Source organism: Nocardioides carbamazepini (assembly GCF_024614185.1).
Taxonomy (GTDB): domain Bacteria; phylum Actinomycetota; class Actinomycetes; order Propionibacteriales; family Nocardioidaceae; genus Nocardioides; species Nocardioides carbamazepini.
This window is the reverse complement of record NZ_JAHTLF010000016.1, coordinates 350,890-368,186: the sequence shown is the minus strand read 5'-3', so window position 1 is coordinate 368,186 and position 17,297 is coordinate 350,890. Positions and strand designations below refer to the sequence as shown.

Here is a 17,297-nt window from a genome sequence, read left to right as displayed (position 1 = left end):
GAAGAACATGTTCACGAAGCCAACTCTCGCGCTCCGACCACGACGTGACCCGGCCGCCAGGAGCAATGGGGGATGAGGGCGGCCAGGCGTCACCTTAAGGCCTCACCAACGACGCCGGAGGCCCGGCTGACACGTCAGCCGGACCTCCGCAACATCCGTCGATCAGGAGCAGGCCAGGTAGGACCTGGTGACCGTCACCTTCTTGCCGTTCTTCAGCGTGATCGTCGCGACCACCTCGGCAGCCGAGGCCGGCGCGGCCGGGAGCACGAGAGTCCGCTTCTTGAGCTTCTTGCCCTTGAACTTCGCGACCTTCGCGCCGTTGACGGTGATCAGCACCTGCTTGGCCTTCTTCTTGGCCTTCTTGGTGATCGCCGCGGCGACATTGCCCGTCGCGCAGTCACGAGCACCGAACTGGGCGTAGCCAGCGCCCTTGCCGGACGCCGTCGATGCGGCACCCACCGGCTGGAGGTCGACCTTCGTCGTCATCGTGAACGAGCCAGCACGGTGAGTCGGCTGATGGGCATAGGCGTCAGCCCAGGAATCGAAATCGAAGCCGACATTGCCCGCCGGAATCAGCGCGGTCATCGTTCCAGTCGAGCGCTTGGCGGCCTGGACGTAGATCGCGCCGTCAGCAAGCGAGAGATTGATGCTGCCGCCTACCTCGGCCGTGCCGGTGCCGCTCCCCGTCACGGTGATGGTCGCCCACATCGGCTGGGGCAGCACGAACTCACCGTCGACCTCACCCGATGCCGTCGCATGGCCCTGACACACCGTCGCCGGCACGCTCGGAACGGCCGAGGCAGACAGGTTGCTACTCGCGGTGATCGTCGCCGGCCCCGCACCAATGGGCGTCGCAGTGACGCTGGTGCTGCCCGAAGCACCCAGGGTCGATACATCGCCACCAGGAGCGGTGACGGTGCCTGACTCTGCGTAGCTCTGGGTCACCGTCACGCCGTTATCGCTCCAGGCGATCGAGTCCGGGCTGTCGCCCGTCACGCTCGCAACGCAATCGGGGTTGCTGCCGTCGTTGTGAACGGATGCGGATGCAACGAGCCACGCGTCGCTGACAGCGGCGTGCGCCGGAGACGAGACTCCGGCGAGACCCGTCGCGGCCAGTGCACCCAGAGTGAGTCCGACGGCACAGCGCCGGACGAGAAGTCGCTTCATCAATATGCTCCTCGACAGAGTTCGACGGTGCCTCGGTCCAGCACCGTCAGGGAGTCAACCCGCGACGCTAGTGCTCGCTCGACGCCCCGGCGTCGGCTTCGTCTTTTCTTTACCCTCGGCAGACCCGAGAATCGCAGCGAGGCAGGTCCCGGCTATCGTCGGCGCGGTCACGCGAAGGGAATACCTACACCATGACCGACGATCCCGCGGAGCTCGAGCTCCTGTACCGCAACCGATTCGCCCGCCAGTCCGAGATGCGTCAGGACCTCTGGGAGGTTCTGTGCCGGGACTTCTTCCAGCGCTGGGTGCCGGAGTCGAGCACGGTGCTCGACATCGCCGCCGGGAGTTGCGAGTTCATCAACAACATCACGGCGCGACGGAAGCTAGCGGTCGACCTGAACCCCGACCTCGTGCACAAGGCCGGACCAGATGTCGAGGCGACCATCACTCGGTCCGACGCGATGGACCACCTGGCGGACCAGTCCGTCGACCGGGTCTTCATCAGCAACTTCTTCGAGCACGTGCCACGCGAGGTCATCATGTCGACCCTCGTGGAGGTACGCCGGGTGCTACGTCCCGACGGGAAGCTGCTCGTGCTGCAGCCCAATGTCCGCTACTGCGCGCGCGACTATTGGATGTTCTTCGACCACATCACGCCGGTCGACGACCGTGCTCTGATCGAGGCTTTCGCCGCGGCCGACTTCGATGTCGAGCTGAACATCCCGCGCTTCCTGCCTTACACCACCAAGTCGCGGCTCCCCTCGGGACCGCGGCTGGTCAGCCTCTATCTCAAGGTGCCGCTGGCGTGGAAGGTGATGGGCGCCCAGGCGTTCATGGTGGGAGCACCGCGTCCGGCCTGACCAAGAACGACGGTGGGCCCGGCCGATCGGCCGGGCCCACCGTCGTACGAGCGGTCAGGGGATCAGGAGCAGGCCAGGTAGGACCGGGTGACGGTCGCCTTCTTGCCGTTCTTGAGCTTGATCTGGACCACGACCTCGGCTGCCGCCGACCGAGCGGCCGGGACGACCACGGCGCGCGGCTTGAGCTTCTTGCCCTTGAGCTTGGCCACCTTCGCGCCGTTGACCGTGATCAGGACCTGCGTCGCCTTCTTCTTCGCCTTCTTGGTGAGGTCGACGGAGACACTGCCGGTGGCGCAGTCGCGGGCGCCGAGGATGACCACGCCCTTGCTCTTGCCGGAGACCGCGGAGGCCGCGCCACCGGGACCGGGACCGGGAACCGGAGCGTCGCCCACCGGCTTGAGCTCGATGGTGAACGACCCGGCGTAGCTGCGGGTCCGGGCCGGGCCGTCCGTGTCGACCCGGACCTGGCCCTGCACCTGGATCTGGGTCGGTCCGGCCGGCAGCAGGATCGATGCCGAGCCTTCGCTACGCGTGCCCACGACCACTGCGGCCACACTGCCCTGGATGTCACCGATCATCGCCTGTGCAGCGCCGGCTCCGTCGCCACTTCCGGTGATGGTCGCCCACATCGGCTGGGGCAAGTCGAACTCCGCGCGCGCCTCCGGCCGGGACGACGCCTCGCCCGAGCAGGCTCCGTCGGCGAGATCGGAGCTCGCCGACGCCGAGCCCGAGACGCTGGCCGTGAAGGTGGCCCGCCCCGCCCCGATCGGCGTCAGCGAGGCGGTGACCTGACTGGAGCCCGACAGGTCGCTCACGTCGGCCGGGTTGCCCGGGATGGTGACGGTCCCCGTCCTATTCCATGACTGGGAGACCGGCACACCATTGTCGACGAGCTCGACCGACCCCGAGTCCGGCGTGGTGGCGATCGCGCAGTCGGCGTCGCCCCACTTGTTGAAGCCGACCTCGGCGCGGACCTCGCCGTACTCGATGGCCGCTCCTGCCGGCATCGGGGTGGCGCTGAGTCCGGCGACAGCCAGGGCTCCGGCGGCGAGGCCGAGCGCGCTGCGTCGTACGAGTTGCTTCTCCACGGGGTGCTCCTCGAGATCGGGGACGAACACCGTGCCCAACGGCAGCGGGGCCCGTGCGGTATGCACCGGGCCCCTCCCCCCCCCCATGTAGCCCCGCGCGGAACCCCCACACATGGAGGGCCGGTACCACCACCGCGCCAGCCAGCGGCGGCCGTTCGCCAGGATGAGCTTCACCTTCACCTTGGTCACAGCCGACACCGAGGTCGGCAGGACGACCGTCTTGGCCTTCGGCTTCTTGCCCTGGAGCCCCTTGCCCTTCAGCACCGTGGCCTTCGCCCCGTTGACCTTGAACACGACGCGCTTGGCCTTCTTCACGGTCTTCTTGCTGAGGGCGACGGAGACGTTGCCGTTGGCACAGTCGCGCTCGGCGAACTGGACCAGCGGCGCGCCCTTGCCGGTGACCGCCGACGCGGTGCCGGCGGGCTTCATCTCGACCTTGAAGTTGCCGGTGTACGACGCGCTGCCGTCGTGTGCCGTGGAGGAGCCGAACTCATCCGGCTCGCCCGACGGCTGGTCCGTCTCGGCGAGGGCGACGGCGAGGAACGCCACGCCGTACCGGCCGGGCGGCAGCAGCGTAGCCGCGACGGACGAGCCGCGGTTGCTGGCCGACACCATCAGGCCATCGCCGCCGAAACCGAGACCGAAGTAGCCCTCTCCCAGCCACCCACCCATCCCTTGGGCGCTCCCGATGCCGACATAGCTGGCGCCAGCGGCCCGTCCCTGGCGATGACCTTGGCCGGTGGCGGTCAGGGTCACCCACATCGGCTGGGTCAGCGTGAACAAGCCCGCGGCGACGGACTGGGTTTGGGCATTGACGTCGCACGCCGTCTCGGGGTTGCTCGCGAGGGCGGACGCCGACGCCGAGGCGGAGCCGGTGATGGTGGCTGGACCGCTGCCGATCGGCGAGGCGGTGATCGAGGCGCTGGTGGACGTCGTCGCGGCGACCGTGTCGCCCTCGCCATCACCTGTGAAGGTCGCGGAGCCGGACGTGTTCTTCGAGACCGGCGCATTGTTGTCGGTCCACGGCAGTCCATCGGGCTCGAAGGACCCCACGTCGGCACCCTCGCAGTTCCCGCTCGATATGGCGTACTGCCCAGCGATCATGCCCTCCTCGACGGCGGCACGGGCGGCGGAGGGGATGCTGACCAGGCCGAAGGCGGTCAGCGCAGCCAAGGAGAGCCCGGCGACACTGCGCCGGACGAGAACGTTCTTCATGAGCGGGGGGCTCCTCGAGAAGGGACGGCGGCGCACGGGAGCGGCAGCCGCCTGGTAAGCGCAGGCTAGGGTCTGCCACCAGGTTCGGCGAGCGTTCCCCAGATATGTCGCCCACCATGTCACCCACCATGTCACCCGCGACGCGAAGCGGGCCCGGCCGAAGGTCGGCCGGGCCCGCAACAGTCAGGCGAGGATCAGGCGCTCACGAACAGGCCAGGTAGGACCGCGTGGCGTCCACCTTCTTGCCGTTCTTGAGCTTGACCTTCGCGACGACCTCGGCCGCGCCGCTCGGGGCGGCAGGAAGGACGATCGTCTTGTTCTTCGCCTTGGCCAGCTTCTTGCCCTTGAGGTTCACGACCTTCTTGCCGTTCACCATGATCGTGACCTGCTTGGCCTTCTTCGCCGCCTTCTTGGTGATGACGGCGCTGACGTTGCCGGTTGCGCAGTCCCGGGCGCCGAAGACGGTGTAGGCCTGGCCCTTGCCGGCGAGAGGCGATGCCGTGCCGACGGGCTGGAGCTCGATCTTGTAGGTGCCGGTGTAGCTGCGCGCGCCCTCCGTGGTGCCGTAGGCGCTCGACGAGGCAGAGGAACCCAAGTCGAAGTAGACCTCACCGGCGGGCAGCAGCGTGGTCGTGCTGCCGCTGCCGCGCTTGCCGACCGCGATGAAGGCGCCGCCATCCTCCGCCTGGATCGAAGCACCGCCGTTGCCGTTGCCGTCGCCGGACGCGGTCAGGGTGACCCACATCGGCTGGGTGAGTACCAGGGTGCCGCTCGCACCCGGCTCGGCCCTGGCGGAGGTATCGCACTCGGTCGAGGCGAGGCGGGACGTCGCCGACGACGACGCCGTAGCGGTGCCAGTGATGGTCACCGCGCCGCCGGTGAACGGCGTCGAGCTGACCGTGACGGAGCCGGACGCACGGACGTCGACGATGTCGGACGCGGTGTCGGCGTTGGTGAACGTGCCGGAGGTGCTGAAGCTCTGGCTCACCGGGACGCCGTTGTCGCTCCACGCCGCGTCGTCAGGATCCGGCAGGACACCCGCCAGGCTGCACTCCGGCGAGTCGCCGTAGTCGTAGAACGAGACGCCGGTGTCGACGAACGCGTAGGCGATCGCGGCTTGCGCCGGGCTCGGGACGCTGGCGAGACCGGTGGCGGCCAGCGCGCCCAGGGCGAGTGCGGCCGCGGCGCGGCGGATGAGAACGGGCTTCATGCAGATTGCTCCTCGAGAGGGGAGAAGGGACGACACCTCGGACGGCGTCGTGCAGGGGGTGATCATGACGACGCTAGTGGCCCTGGGCCCCAGGCGGGCCCGATTGCGCAAGATCGAGGACGTTCGTCTCCGGCGGTCGTCGTCAGAGGGCGCAGCCGACGAGCACCGGCTCGTTGACGAGCTCGATGCCGAAGCGGTCTAGCACCCCGGACCGCACCTCGCGGGCCAGGCCGAGGAGCGCGGACGTGGTGGCGCCACCGCGGTTGGTGAGGGCGAGGGTGTGCTTCGTGGACAGGGAGACCCGGGCGTGCGGGCGGTCGAGACCGTAGCCCTTGCCGAAGCCGGCGTGCTCGATCAGCCAGGCGGCGCTGGTCTTCACGCTCCCGTCCGGCTGCGGGTACGACGGCGCGCCGTCGGGCACGCGGTCCGGCTCCACGAACGGGTTGGTGAAGAACGAGCCGGCGCTCCACGTGTCGTGGTCGGCGGCGTCGAGGACCATGCCCTTGCCACGGCGCAGGCCCAGGACGGCATCCCGTACGGCGGCGAGCGGGGCGCTCTCCCCCACGGCGACACCGAGCGTGCGGGCGAGCTCGGCGTACCCGACGGGGGCGGAGAGCTCGCCGCGACCGAAGCTGAAGGTGACGTCGAGGACGAGATGGCGACGGGGGTCGGTCTTGAACCGGGAGTGGCGGTAGGAGAAGCGGCACTCCTCTCCGGAGAAGGTCCGCTCGCCGCGGAGCATCCGGTCCCAGACGCGCACCGAGGCGACCGTCTGGGCGACCTCCTGGCCGTAGGCGCCGACGTTCTGGATCGGGGTGGCGCCGGTGGTGCCGGGGATGCCGGAGAGCGCCTCGACGCCGACCCAGCCCTCGTTGACGGCGCGGGCGACGACGTCGTCCCACGGCTCGCCGGCAGCGACGGTGACGGCGACCCGGTCGCCGTCCTCCTCGACCCGGACTCCCCCACCCGTGAGGTGGACGACGGCGCCGGCGAAGCCCTCGTCGGCGACAACCAGGTTGCTGCCGCCGCCCACGACGAGCACCGGCTCGCCGGCCCGGTCGGCCTCGGTGACCGCGGCGACCAGGGCGTCGGCGTCGGTGGCCGCCACATAGCGACGGGCCGGACCGCCGAGGCGGAGGGTGGTGAGATCCGCCAGGGCGGGACTAGTGGTCACCAGCGGTCACGCGCGGACCAGGGCCTTGGGGGCGCCGAGCACCTTGGTGCCGTCGACCGTGACCTGGAGGGCCAGGGCGAGCAGGCCGTCGTCGTTGCGCTCGCCGACGGTGCCGCCGACGGTGACCCGGGCAGCGCCCTCGGCGGGTACGACGACGGGCGCGACGAACTTCGCGCCGAGCTCGACGACCTCCGCCTCGGCGGTCCAGGCGGCGACGGCACGGCCGACCAGGGCGAGCGTGTACATGCCGTGGGCGATCACGCCGGGCAGGCCGACCGCGAGCGCGATCTCCTCGTCCTGGTGGATCGGGTTGGGGTCACCGCTGGCGGCGGCGTACGCGACGAGGTCGGCCCGGGTGATGTCGAAGGTGAGCGGCTCGAGGGCGGCGCCCGGCTGCAGGGTCGTCATCGGGTGATCCATCAGGCACCTCCGCGGTGCACGAGGGTGGCGGTCGCCGTACAGACGACGGCACCGGACGCGTCGGTGATCTCGCTGGAGGTGCTCACGATGTCGTTGCCGCCGATGGAGCGCACGCCGGTCACGGTGAGGGTCGCGGTGAGCTCGTCGCCGACCACGACCGGGCGCACGTAGCGGAACCGCTGGTCGCCGTGGACGATCCGGGACAGCTCCACCCGCTCGGCGGCCAGGAAGTCCTGGAGAGCGGCGAAGGACACGACGATCGGGTACGTCGGCGGGACCGGTCCGTCACCTCGACCACCGACGGAGGCCGCGAAGGCGGCCACGGACTCCGCGGTCACCGGCACGGACGTGGTCGGCGGGAAGGCCCGCCCCACCAAGGTGGCGTCGATCGGCATGCCGTCACCCTATCGAGTCGGAAATGCGAAGAACCCGCCCCATCAGGATGGGACGAGTTCCAGCCGGCAGCGTGGCGCCCGCGCGTAGCGCATCGGAGGCAAGCGTGGGCCCGAAGGGCCTGCGCGCCGCCTTCGCTAGGCGACGCGCTCGGCCCGAACAGTCAGCGGGTCTCGCGGTGCGCGGTGTGCTTGCGGCACCGCGGGCAGAACTTCGACAGCTCGATGCGGTCGGGGTCGTTGCGCCGGTTCTTCTTGGTGATGTAGTTGCGCTCCTTGCAGTCCACGCACGCGAGCGTGATCTTGGGGCGAACGTCGCTGCTCTTGCTGGCCACAGGAAGTCCTTCAGTTGCTGGTGGTGGTGCCGGGTACTCGGTAGCGGGAACGGGGATCGAACCCGTGACCTCACGATTATGAGTCGTGCGCTCTAACCGTCTGAGCTATCCCGCCACGTGAGGAGGGCGCCCTCCGCTGTTCCTGCCCAGTATCGCCCAGGCGGGTCGTGCGGCGGCGCCCCATCTCAGAGCCCCTTTACGGAATCGAACCGTAGACCTTCTCCTTACCATGGAGACGCTCTGCCGACTGAGCTAAAGGGGCAACGCCGCGAAACGATACACGCGTCGCCGGACGGTGCGAAATCGGCGCCCTGCCGGGGCCGATCAGCCCTGGATCGTCGCGAACGGACGGGCCTGCTCGAGCTCGTAGGCGAGCTCGATGAGTACCGCCTCCTGCCCCGGAGCGGCCCCGAACATCATGCCCTGAGGCAGCCCCGAGGCGGTGCTCGCGAGCGGCAGGGAGACGGCCGGGGCGCCGGTGACGTTCTGCCACGGCGTGAACGCGACCCAGTCGAGCAGCCGGTCCATGATCGTGGCGTAGTCCTGGGTCGGGTCGAGGTGGCCGACCTTGGGCGTGGCCATGGCGAGCGTCGGCGTCAGCGCGACGTCGTACCTCTCGTAGTAGGCCGCGGCGTTCGCGTTGGCGCGCTTGAGCCGGGTGATCGCGCCGGGGACGCGGTGCAGGTTCCGCCGGGCGTGCCGGGCCAGGCCGAGGGTCAGGTTGTCGTGCTTGGCCCGGTCCCAGGTGCGCCCGTGGGTGGGCCGACCGGTGACGAGCATCACCTCGGCGAGCAGCGCCCAGTAGAGCAGGAAGTCGTCGACGAAGCTCGGCGCCACCGGCGCCTCGGTCTCGGTGACGGTGTGGCCGAGCTCCTCGAGCAGGCTCGCGGTCTGCTCGGTGAGGGCCCGGGTCTCGGCGTCCGCGCTGCGACCGACGCCGCTGGTGTTGAGCGCGATCCGCAGCCGCCGCCTGATCGGCCGGGTCAGGTCGCCGATCGGCGGCAGGTCGAGGTTGCGGTAGTGCCGCTCGGCCTCGCGGTAGAACGCGGCGGTGTCGCGCACCGAGCGGGTGACGACGCCGTCGGAGATGATCCGGATCGGCATGTCGCGGAAGACCTTGTCCTGGGCGAGCCGGCCCCGGGTCGGCTTGAGGCCGACCAGGCCGTTGACCGCGGCGGGGATCCGGATCGAGCCGCCGCCGTCGTTGGCGTGCGCGATCGGTACGGCGCCCGCGGCGACCAGCGCGCCCGAGCCGGAGCTGGACGCCCCGGCGGTCCGCTCGGTGTCCCACGGCGTACGGACGGCGCCGAGGCGCGGGTGCTCCGCGGACGCGCTGAAGCCGTACTCCGAGAGCTGGCTCTTGCCGAGCGGAACCAGCCCGGTCGCCAGGTACATCTCGGCGAAGTCGCCGTTGCGCTTGGCCGGACGCGGCTCCCAGGCGTCCGTACCGGAGCGGGTCGGCATCCCCGCCACGTCGACGTTGTCCTTGACCAGGGTCGGGATGCCGGACAGGAACCCGGGGCGGGGGCGGCGCGCGTCCGCGCGCGCCCGGTCGAAGGCGACGTGCGCCATCGCGTTGAGGTCGCCGTTGACGGCCTCGACCCGGGCGATCGCCGCGTCGACCACCTCCTCGGGGGAGACCTTGCCGGCGGCGAGGTGCTCGGCCAGGCCGACCGCGTCGAGGTCGCCGAGGGCATCGTCGGTGAAGGCATGCACGCGCATGCACGGGAACCTAGCGCCTCGTCGGGGCTCCCGGCGTCCGACCAGGGTCGGAGTTCGGCGGGTCGGTGGGCTGTAACTATCTGTTGTTGCCACTACCGCACCCGTAGACCGGTACGGCAGCGGCAACAACAGATAGTTACAGCCGACCGCCGGCAACCCTCAGAAGAGCACGAGCGCGAAGACCGGGACCAGCAGGCTGATCGCGAGCGCCGAGAGCCCCATGGCGAGCCCGGCGAAGGCGCCCTCGGTCTCGTCCTCGCGGAGCATCCGGGAGGCGCCGATGCCGTGGGAGACGGCGCCGACGGCGAGGCCGCGGGCCCGCCGGTCACGGATGCGCAGCAGGTTGAGTACGGCGGGCGCGATGATCGCGCTCACGATGCCGGTCGTGATCGCGAAGACCGCGGCGAGCGGCGGGATGCCGCCGAGCGTCTCGGTGAGGGCGATCGCGACGGGCGTGGTCGCGGCCTTGGCCGACAGCGTCTTCTCGAGCGCCTCGTCGGCGCCGAGCAGACGGGCGAGGAGGACGGCCGACACGATGGACGTGGCCGCTCCGACGAAGACCGCGACGAGCAGGGGGACGACGAACCCCTTGAGCCGGTCGGCCTGGCGGTGCAGCGGGATGGCCAGGGCCACGGTCGCCGGCCCGAGCCAGAAGGCGATCAGCTCGGTGGCGCTGCGGTAGTCGGCGTAGTCGACGTCGAGCACGGTGATCGTCACACCGGCCGCGGCGATCGCGACGATCACCGGCTGCGCGAGCGCGTGCCCGCCGGTGCGGGTCTGGAGCCAGCGGCCCGCCTGGTAGCCGGCCAGGGTCACCAGTAGGAGGGTGAGCGGCGAGCGGGCCAGGTCGAGGAGGTCGTCCCTCACGCCGCCTCCCCCGTCTCGCCCGCCCCGGGCAGGTCGTCGCGCGGCGCGCCGAGCAGCCGCTCCAGGCCGACCGCCGTCCAGCCGACGACGGCCAGGCCGAGGAGCCACGAGCCCAGCAGGGCCACGGAGATCGGGAGGGCGTGGTCGCCGAGCAGACCGAGGTAGGCCACGATCCCGACACCCGCCGGGACGAAGAACAGCTGCAGGTGCCGCAGCAGCGCGGAGCCCGCGCGCACGATGGAGCCGCTGTCGTCGTACCTCCTGACCCGCAGGAAGACGAACAGCAGCAGCATCCCCACGACCGGACCGGGCACGGTGACGTCGAGGACCCGGACGATCACCTCCCCCAGGATCTGGAAGGCGAGCAGCCAGGTGAGACCGGCGATCACCGGCGTTCGCGCAGGCGCGCGTTGGGCAGTACGGGAGCGGGGATCGGCGACAGCGGCTGGTCGGGTACGACGCCGAACCGGCCCGGCGCGACCTGCCGGCCGTCGGGGACGACCTCCCCGTCGGCACCGGTGATCTGCTCCTGCCAGGCCGACCGGTAGGCGACGACCTCGTCGTGGGTGCGGCCCACGAAGTTCCACCACATCACGATCGACTCCCCGAACGGCGGCCCGCCGAGCACCAACAGCCGGGCGCCCTCGGCGCCGGCGACCAGGACGAGCTCGTCGGCGCCCGGCGGGACGTAGGCGAGGTCGGCCGCCCGGGCCTCGACCCCGCCGACCGCGACCGAACCGCGGTCGACGAGCACCCCGAGCTCGAACGCCGGGTCGACCGGCACGCACAGCGTCGTACCGGGGTCGAGGACGACCTCCGCGCCCAGCAGCGGCGTGAAGGTCGCGACCGGCGAGCTGTCGCCGAGCAGCGAGCCGAGGAAGACGTGGGCGCGCCAGCCCTCGCCGCCGATCTCGGCCGGCGCGTAGTGCTCGAAGCCGGGGTCGGTGTCGCGGACCGCGTCCGGCAGGGCGACCCACAGCTGGGCACCGTGCAGCACCGTGCTGTCCGGCGTCGACACCTCGGAGTGGCTGATGCCGCGACCGGCGGTCATCAGGTTGACCTCCTTGGGCCGCACCATCGCGACGTTCCCCGCGCTGTCACGGTGCTCGATCTCGCCGGCGAACAGCCAGCTCACGGTCTGCAGCCCGGTGTGCGGATGCGGCGCGACCTCCATCCCGCCGCTCTCGCTCACGACGTCCGGGCCGTAGTGGTCGAGGAAGCACCACGCGCCGATCAGCGACCGGTGCCGCTGCGGCAGCGTGCGTCGTACCGACATCGCGCGCGGGCCGCCGAGCGGCACCTCGCGCGGCTCCATCAGCTCCACGCCGGCGGCCTGCCGGCCCTCGCACACGACCTCGGCCGGGCTGCTCTCCGGGTTGCTCATGCCCTCCATCCTTTCGCGCCCGTCAACCGGGCCGTGGGCCGGCCGTGGCACAGGGTTCACCCGCCGCCGCAAGGGTGTGCCCGTGCGGATCGCCCAGCTGGCCAACTTCGTCGGGGCGACGTCGGGAGGCATGCGGACCGCGATCGAGCAGCTGGGCCGGGGGTACGTCGCCGCCGGCGCCGAGCGGCTCCTCGTCATCCCCGGGCCGGTCGACGCCGTGCGCGCCACCCCGCTGGGCGATGTGGTGCAGGTGCGCGCGCCCCGGGTGGGCGGCGGCTACCGGCTGATCGTCGAGCCGTGGCGGGTCACCGACGTCCTCGAACGGTTCGCCCCCACCAGCGTGGAGTGGAGCGACAAGCTCACCCTGCTGCCCGTCGCCTGGTGGGCGCGCCGCAACGGCGTGCGCTCGGTGCTGCTGTCCCACGAGCGGATGGGCGACATGTTCGCGATGCGGACCGGCCTGGAGACCACCTCGAAGGTCTCGATCGGGCTGCTCAACCGGCTGATCGTGCGCAGCTTCGACGTGGTGGTCGTGACGTCGGCGTACGCCGAGGGCGAGTTCCGGTCCGTCGCCGACGCCGCCGGATGCCCGGTCGCGCGGGTGCCGCTGGGAGTCGACCTGGCGACCTTCCGGCCGGGCGCCACGCGGGCGGAGGAGAGCGACGGCAGTGTCCGGAGCGACGGGGTGCTCCGGCTGGTGCACGCCGGCCGCCTCTCCCGCGAGAAGTCCCCGCACCTGGCCGTGGCGACCGCCGTCGAGCTGCACCGTCGCGGGCTCCCGCTCCGTCTCGACGTCTACGGAGAGGGACCGCACCGCGACGAGCTCGAGCAGCTCGCCGGTGGTGCGCCCGTCCACTTCCACGGGTACGTCGACGGCCGCACCGCCCTGCGCGACCGGCTCGCCGCCGCCGACGTGTCGTTGTCGGTGTGTCCCGGCGAGACGTTCGGGCTCGCCGTGCTCGAGGCGCTCGCCTGCGGCACCCCCGTCGTCACCGCCGACCGCGGCGGCGCCCGGGAGCTCGTCGACGCGAGCTGCGGCGCCTGGGGCGCGCCCTCCCCCGCAGCGCTCGCCGACGCCGTGCTGCGACTGCTCGAGCTGCCGGAGCCGCGTCGGCGTACCGCCGCACGTCGGCGGGCCGAGCAGTTCGGCTGGGACCGGGCTGTTGCCCGGATGCTCGCGCTGCATGCCGGCGACCGGACGGGGGCGCTCAGCGCCTGAGCACTTGTAACTAAGGGTTACAGCGAAGAACTCGCTGCAACAACGCCCGGGTAGGTGTCACAGCACCCGGGTAGATGAGCTCAGGCCGACCGCCGGTCGCCGTACTGCCGGCGCAGCTCAGCGGCCTCGGCAGCCAGTTCCGGGTGCAGCTCGGCACCGAATCGCTGGACCGACTCGGCGTACCCACGTCGGATCCGATGGATCGCCTCCGCGCGGCGGCGACCCTTCCAGATGTCGTCGTTGACGACTCGAACCACGATCACCCCGCGGTCGGTGACCGCCCGCTCCCGGAGCTTCTCGTCGAACCAGGTCTGCTGCGGGTCCTCGGACAACCCGCCGTCCGCCACCGAGGTGAGCTTGACCTCGCCGTCGGCCTCGACCATGAGGTTGCCGACGCGGAGGTCGCACCACGCCACACCGCGAGTCGTGCGCACGGGGAACTGGGTCTCCGGCTCTCCGACCCCCGCCTCGATGACGAGCTCGCGCGCCAGAGTCTCCAGGACGCTCTCGGCTCCGGGGTCGGCCAGGTCGACGGCGGCGCGTGCGTCCTTCACGCCCGGCCAGCACGTCATGACGTCGGCTGCGCGCCGGAGCTCGGCACGACCTACGCCACGCCTCATCACCGCATCGCACGCCACCAGCCCATGACGGAAGCCGTGCTCGCGGCCGATGTCGACCGCCGTACGAGCGAGGTCGAGCGCGCGGAGTCCGTCAAGGACGACCACCTGGGCCGGATCGAACCGAGCGAGGTGGTGCTTGACGCCGTACTCGGTCCAGGCGTTCGTCCACCCCGGACGCGTCAGGTGCACCAGCGGGTCGCGCGGGCGCAGGATTGGCAGCTGCTGGAGGTGCGCGGACGAATCGTGGCTCAGCACCCAGTCCCGCTTCGCGGCCAGACCCGCGGCACGCGCCAGGAGCAGCGGCCGGCCGACGTACTCATCGAGGGTGTTCCAGTGCGCGGTCGCAGTGAAGATCCCGCGCCTCAGCACCCGCAGGCGCGGCTCGGGCTCGTCGCGGCGTCGACGCAGCATCGAGCGGACCTGGCCCGGCCCGACGCCGAGGTCGTGCAGCTGATGACGGGTGATCAAGCCACCGTGGGCGGCCATCACGGCCAGGATCCGAGGATGCATGACCCGAACGGTTGCCGACCGGGGCGCCCTCGACACATCGGATCTGCGGACCTGTGGACAGCCGCGTACGGCGGGTGGTCGGTCGGGCCGCGCGCGACGCGACTACCCGGGTGCTGTGGCTACTACCCGGGCGTTGTTGCGCCGGTTTTCGCGCCGTAACCCTTAGTTACAAGCGGCGGGGCGAGCGGGGCGACGATCCGGGCCAGCCGCTCCCGCGCCGGCGGGGTGAGCAGCAGGACGGGGAGGAGGAGGGCGACGGTCATGCAGCCGATCACGATGGCGTAGTAGGCGCCGTGGAGCGAGGAGTCGAGGGGCGCGACCAGGCCGAGCAGGACGGACATCGCGACGAACGCGCCGGTGGCGTGCCGCGGGAGCCGCTGGGCGGCGAGGAACGGCGGCAGGAGCAGGAAGTACCACAGGTGCACGACGGGCGAGAGCAGCACGAACGCGGCCCCGACGGTCGCGACCGCCGCGAGCGCCGTACGCCGGGAGCCGGTGGGCCAGCGCAGCCCGACCCAGGCGCCGACCCCCAGGGCCGCGAGCAGGCCGAGGGCGCGGACGAGGTCGCGGAAGAGGGCGGGATCGGTGCCGAGCCCGAGATGGAGGGCGAGCCAGTCGAGGACGCCGCCGACCAGGGTGGTGGCCGACAGGGGCGTGTTGACCTCGCCGGGGACGGTGAGGGCGCGCAGCCAGCCGTTCCCGATGCCGGTGAGGACGCCGAGCCCGAGCAGGGTGCCGATCGAGACCGCGCCGACGGCACCGAGCCGCCGCAGCCGGGCGACGACGGAGGCGCCGACCGGCAACGAGACGAGCACGATGCCGACGGCCACCAGGCCGCCCGGGACCTTGACGCCGGCGGCGATGCCGGCGAGCACCGCCCCCCAGGCCCAGCCGCGCTCGACGGCCACGACGAGCGCGACGGCCATCAGGCCGACCATCAGGAGGTCGTTGTGCAGGCCGGCGACGCCGTTGGCCATCATCAGCGGCGAGACGAGGACGAAGGCGGTCGCGACGGCCGGGTTCGCGCCACCCCACCGCGCGAGGCGCGGCACCGCCCAGGCCAGCAGGCCGAGACCGACCAGCGCGAACCCGCGGTGCGCGATGACCAGGATCCACGGGTTGCCGGTGACGCCGGCGACGATCGCGCCGAGGAAGACCGGCATCGGCCCGTACGGCGTCGCGGTGTCCCACCACAGCGGGTCGACCGCCTGCACGATCGGCGGACCGGTGATCCAGCCGGGCAGCGGGAGGAAGGAGTCCGGCGCGAGCGCCCCCGGGCCGACGACGTACGGCGAGAGCCCGACCTCGGCGAGCATGCCCTGGGCGGCGTACGACCAGCCGTCGCGGGAGAACAGCGGCGGCGCGAGCAGCAACGGGGCCGACCACACGACGGCGGCGAACCGCACCAGGGCCACTCCCTCGGCCGGGTCGACGGTGTCGCGGTCCCCGACCGCGACCGTCCGGCACAGCCGCAGCCACGCGTTCGCCAGCAGCCCCAGACCCACCAGGACCACCACCAGGCCGGCCATCCGGCCGATCTCGTGGGCGCGCAGCGCCTCCAGCGTGCCCAGCCTGAGCACCGGCGTCGACGCCGGCAGCGTCGCCGTGACGAGTCCCCCGAGCAGCACCAGGAGGCTGCCGAGCGTTCCGCGAGCGATCACGGTCGGACCGTAGGAGGAGCCGCTGTCACGGGGCTGAACGCCGGGGCAACAGGGCAAGAACGCTCGCAATGCCTGCTCGGCGGCCGCCCAGGGCACTAGATTGCTGCCATCCCGGTGCGCCCCCTGCACCATGACTCGAGGAGACCCCATGTCCGAGAACCAGCCGCCTCCCCCGCCCCCGCCGGGCGGGACCCCGCCCCCGCCGGGCGGCTACGGCGGTCAGCCGCAGCCGGGCTTCGGCGGCGCGCCGGCCGGCGTCCCGCGTCCCGGCGAGTTGCTCAACCGCTTCCTGGCACGGCTGATCGACCACGTGCTCCTGGCGGTGGTCTACGCCGTCATCTACACCGTCTTCAACGGGATCTTCCTGACCGGCTTCGTGCACTCGTTCGGCGAGTACTTCCTGTTCTGGACGGTCACCGCGATCCTCCAGGCAGCCATCTACCTCGGCTACTTCGCCCTCATGGAGTCCAACTCCGGCCAGACCGTCGGCAAGATGGTCATGAAGCTGCGCACCTACGGCCCCGACGGCGAGAGCAAGCCGACGATGGAGCAGGCCCTCAAGCGCAACGCCTACTCGGCGCTCGGCATCTTGAGCATCATCCCGTTCATCGGGTGGTTCTTCCTCGGCTGGGCCGTGCCGCTGGCAGCGGTGATCTACATCGCGATCACGCTCAACAGCGACCAGCCCAACCACCAGGGCTGGCACGACAAGTTCGCGGGCGGCACCCGCGTCCTGCAGGTCGGCTGACCACGCTGTAACTACCTGTCCTTGCCTCTGTCGTACCGGTCTACGGGTCAGGCACCAGCAAGGACGGGTAGTTACAGCTCCGCCCGCCTGCGCCGTACGTCGGGGCGTCCTCCCTCGGGAGGGCGCCCCGTCGCGCGTCTCGGGACCGCGGATCCGAGAACACGTTCTAGGGTTCGGTCATGGGCCTGTTCACCCCCGTCGCGATCAAGCTCGGCTCCCAGCCGTGGATGCCGAAGCTGCTCCCCCAGATCACCTGGACCGACCAGCACCTGCAGCGCCTCACCGGGCGCCGGGTCAGCCTGGTCGGGCTCGCCGGGCTGCCGAGCCTGCTGCTGACGGTGCCGGGCCGCAAGACCGGCATCCCCCGCTCGACACCGCTGCTCTGCGTGCCGTGGCAGGGCGGCTGGCTGATCGCAGGCTCCTCGTTCGGCGCCCCGAAGCCACCGGCATGGTCGGCGAACCTGCGCGCGGCGGAGACGGTCGAGATCGACTACAACGGGCGCCACCACACCTGCACCTGGCGTGAGCTGACCGGCGCCGAGAAGGACCGGGTCTGGGCGCACATGCTGACGATCTGGCCGAACTACGCGAAGTACGTCGAGTGGACCGACCGGGTGATCCCGGTCTTCCTGCTCCACCCGGGGACCGCATCTCAGTAAGGGCAGGCTCTCCGTGGCAAGGTCAGCCTTGCTTTAGCCTTCCCCC

The 17,297-nt window shown here is 71.3% G+C and carries 17 protein-coding genes and 2 tRNA genes; 4 read left to right on the top strand and 15 right to left on the bottom strand.

Annotated elements, in window-relative coordinates; translation table 11 throughout:
* Window positions 1-162: 162 nt before the first annotated feature.
* A complete protein-coding gene (locus tag KVF89_RS14510; protein WP_257426500.1) occupies window positions 163-1,167 on the bottom strand; it encodes a hypothetical protein in 1,005 nt (334 codons plus the stop codon).
* Window positions 1,168-1,358: 191 nt separating this feature from the next.
* Between KVF89_RS14510 and KVF89_RS14505 the strand changes: the two genes are divergently transcribed.
* Window positions 1,359-2,027: a class I SAM-dependent methyltransferase gene (locus KVF89_RS14505; protein WP_257426499.1), complete on the top strand. Its 669-nt coding sequence runs from the start codon at window positions 1,359-1,361 to the stop codon at window positions 2,025-2,027.
* 62 nt (window positions 2,028-2,089) lie between these two features.
* On the opposite strand, the gene KVF89_RS14500 is transcribed toward KVF89_RS14505, so the two are convergent.
* The 12 genes from KVF89_RS14500 to KVF89_RS14445 form a co-directional block, all read right to left on the bottom strand.
* On the bottom strand, window positions 2,090-4,330 hold the full coding sequence (locus KVF89_RS14500; protein ID WP_257426497.1) for a hypothetical protein: 2,241 nt from the start codon (window positions 4,328-4,330) through the stop codon (window positions 2,090-2,092).
* A 202-nt stretch (window positions 4,331-4,532) separates the two neighbouring features.
* A complete protein-coding gene (locus KVF89_RS14495; protein WP_257426496.1) occupies window positions 4,533-5,540 on the bottom strand; it encodes a hypothetical protein in 1,008 nt (335 codons plus the stop codon).
* A gap of 142 nt (window positions 5,541-5,682) precedes the next feature.
* A complete protein-coding gene (locus KVF89_RS14490) occupies window positions 5,683-6,717 on the bottom strand; it encodes a UDP-N-acetylmuramate dehydrogenase (RefSeq protein ID WP_306809576.1) in 1,035 nt (344 codons plus the stop codon).
* Window positions 6,718-6,720: 3 nt separating this feature from the next.
* Window positions 6,721-7,122, bottom strand: coding sequence for a MaoC/PaaZ C-terminal domain-containing protein (locus KVF89_RS14485; protein WP_257426493.1), 402 nt, complete (start codon window positions 7,120-7,122; stop codon window positions 6,721-6,723).
* An 11-nt stretch (window positions 7,123-7,133) separates the two neighbouring features.
* Window positions 7,134-7,529: an FAS1-like dehydratase domain-containing protein gene (locus KVF89_RS14480; protein WP_257426491.1), complete on the bottom strand. Its 396-nt coding sequence runs from the start codon at window positions 7,527-7,529 to the stop codon at window positions 7,134-7,136.
* A gap of 161 nt (window positions 7,530-7,690) precedes the next feature.
* The gene (gene rpmG, locus KVF89_RS14475; protein WP_028654832.1) at window positions 7,691-7,861 is read right to left on the bottom strand and encodes a 50S ribosomal protein L33; all 171 of its coding nucleotides are present in this window, start codon (window positions 7,859-7,861) and stop codon (window positions 7,691-7,693) included.
* Between the two features lie 41 nt (window positions 7,862-7,902).
* Window positions 7,903-7,976, bottom strand: a tRNA-Met gene (locus KVF89_RS14470).
* A 74-nt stretch (window positions 7,977-8,050) separates the two neighbouring features.
* Window positions 8,051-8,123 (bottom strand) — tRNA-Thr (locus tag KVF89_RS14465).
* A gap of 62 nt (window positions 8,124-8,185) precedes the next feature.
* Window positions 8,186-9,583 carry an amidase gene (locus KVF89_RS14460; RefSeq protein ID WP_257426486.1) on the bottom strand — a complete coding sequence of 466 codons (1,398 nt, stop codon included), beginning with the start codon at window positions 9,581-9,583 and terminating at the stop codon, window positions 8,186-8,188.
* A gap of 159 nt (window positions 9,584-9,742) precedes the next feature.
* Window positions 9,743-10,450 (bottom strand): LrgB family protein, encoded by a 708-nt coding sequence (locus tag KVF89_RS14455; protein ID WP_257426484.1) that lies wholly within the window; start codon window positions 10,448-10,450, stop codon window positions 9,743-9,745.
* Window positions 10,447-10,839, bottom strand: a complete 393-nt coding sequence (locus tag KVF89_RS14450; protein WP_257426482.1) for a CidA/LrgA family protein — start codon at window positions 10,837-10,839, stop codon at window positions 10,447-10,449. The genes KVF89_RS14455 and KVF89_RS14450 overlap by 4 nt, the downstream gene beginning before the upstream one ends.
* Window positions 10,836-11,834 carry a pirin family protein gene (locus tag KVF89_RS14445; RefSeq protein WP_257426481.1) on the bottom strand — a complete coding sequence of 333 codons (999 nt, stop codon included), beginning with the start codon at window positions 11,832-11,834 and terminating at the stop codon, window positions 10,836-10,838. Before KVF89_RS14445 ends, KVF89_RS14450 begins: the two co-directional genes overlap by 4 nt.
* 82 nt (window positions 11,835-11,916) lie before the next feature.
* Here KVF89_RS14445 and KVF89_RS14440 point away from each other — a divergent pair, with 82 nt between their 5' ends.
* Window positions 11,917-13,053 carry a glycosyltransferase gene (locus tag KVF89_RS14440; RefSeq protein WP_257426479.1) on the top strand — a complete coding sequence of 379 codons (1,137 nt, stop codon included), beginning with the start codon at window positions 11,917-11,919 and terminating at the stop codon, window positions 13,051-13,053.
* 80 nt (window positions 13,054-13,133) lie between these two features.
* Here KVF89_RS14440 and KVF89_RS14435 read toward each other — a convergent pair whose 3' ends face one another.
* Together KVF89_RS14435 and mptB are read right to left on the bottom strand one after the other, a co-directional pair.
* The gene (locus KVF89_RS14435; protein WP_257426478.1) at window positions 13,134-14,183 is read right to left on the bottom strand and encodes a hypothetical protein; all 1,050 of its coding nucleotides are present in this window, start codon (window positions 14,181-14,183) and stop codon (window positions 13,134-13,136) included.
* A gap of 122 nt (window positions 14,184-14,305) precedes the next feature.
* The gene (gene mptB, locus KVF89_RS14430; protein ID WP_257426476.1) at window positions 14,306-15,844 is read right to left on the bottom strand and encodes a polyprenol phosphomannose-dependent alpha 1,6 mannosyltransferase MptB; all 1,539 of its coding nucleotides are present in this window, start codon (window positions 15,842-15,844) and stop codon (window positions 14,306-14,308) included.
* 148 nt (window positions 15,845-15,992) lie between these two features.
* Between mptB and KVF89_RS14425 the strand changes: the two genes are divergently transcribed.
* Window positions 15,993-16,592: an RDD family protein gene (locus KVF89_RS14425; RefSeq protein WP_257426475.1), complete on the top strand. Its 600-nt coding sequence runs from the start codon at window positions 15,993-15,995 to the stop codon at window positions 16,590-16,592.
* Window positions 16,593-16,771: 179 nt separating this feature from the next.
* Window positions 16,772-17,251, top strand: a complete 480-nt coding sequence (locus KVF89_RS14420) for a nitroreductase family deazaflavin-dependent oxidoreductase (RefSeq protein ID WP_257426473.1) — start codon at window positions 16,772-16,774, stop codon at window positions 17,249-17,251.
* Window positions 17,252-17,297: the final 46 nt, after the last annotated feature.

Coding starts and splice junctions, on each gene's coding strand:
- KVF89_RS14485 (WP_257426493.1), bottom strand. CDS start 7,122: ATGACGACCCTGCAGCCGGGCGCCGCCCTCGAGCCGCTCACCTTCGAC.
- KVF89_RS14425 (WP_257426475.1), top strand. CDS start 15,993: ATGTCCGAGAACCAGCCGCCTCCCCCGCCCCCGCCGGGCGGGACCCCG.
- KVF89_RS14500 (WP_257426497.1), bottom strand. CDS start 4,330: ATGAAGAACGTTCTCGTCCGGCGCAGTGTCGCCGGGCTCTCCTTGGCT.
- KVF89_RS14420 (WP_257426473.1), top strand. CDS start 16,772: ATGGGCCTGTTCACCCCCGTCGCGATCAAGCTCGGCTCCCAGCCGTGG.
- KVF89_RS14480 (WP_257426491.1), bottom strand. CDS start 7,529: ATGCCGATCGACGCCACCTTGGTGGGGCGGGCCTTCCCGCCGACCACG.
- KVF89_RS14505 (WP_257426499.1), top strand. CDS start 1,359: ATGACCGACGATCCCGCGGAGCTCGAGCTCCTGTACCGCAACCGATTC.
- KVF89_RS14445 (WP_257426481.1), bottom strand. CDS start 11,834: ATGAGCAACCCGGAGAGCAGCCCGGCCGAGGTCGTGTGCGAGGGCCGG.
- KVF89_RS14510 (WP_257426500.1), bottom strand. CDS start 1,167: ATGAAGCGACTTCTCGTCCGGCGCTGTGCCGTCGGACTCACTCTGGGT.
- KVF89_RS14460 (WP_257426486.1), bottom strand. CDS start 9,583: ATGCGCGTGCATGCCTTCACCGACGATGCCCTCGGCGACCTCGACGCG.
- KVF89_RS14495 (WP_257426496.1), bottom strand. CDS start 5,540: ATGAAGCCCGTTCTCATCCGCCGCGCCGCGGCCGCACTCGCCCTGGGC.
- KVF89_RS14435 (WP_257426478.1), bottom strand. CDS start 14,183: ATGCATCCTCGGATCCTGGCCGTGATGGCCGCCCACGGTGGCTTGATC.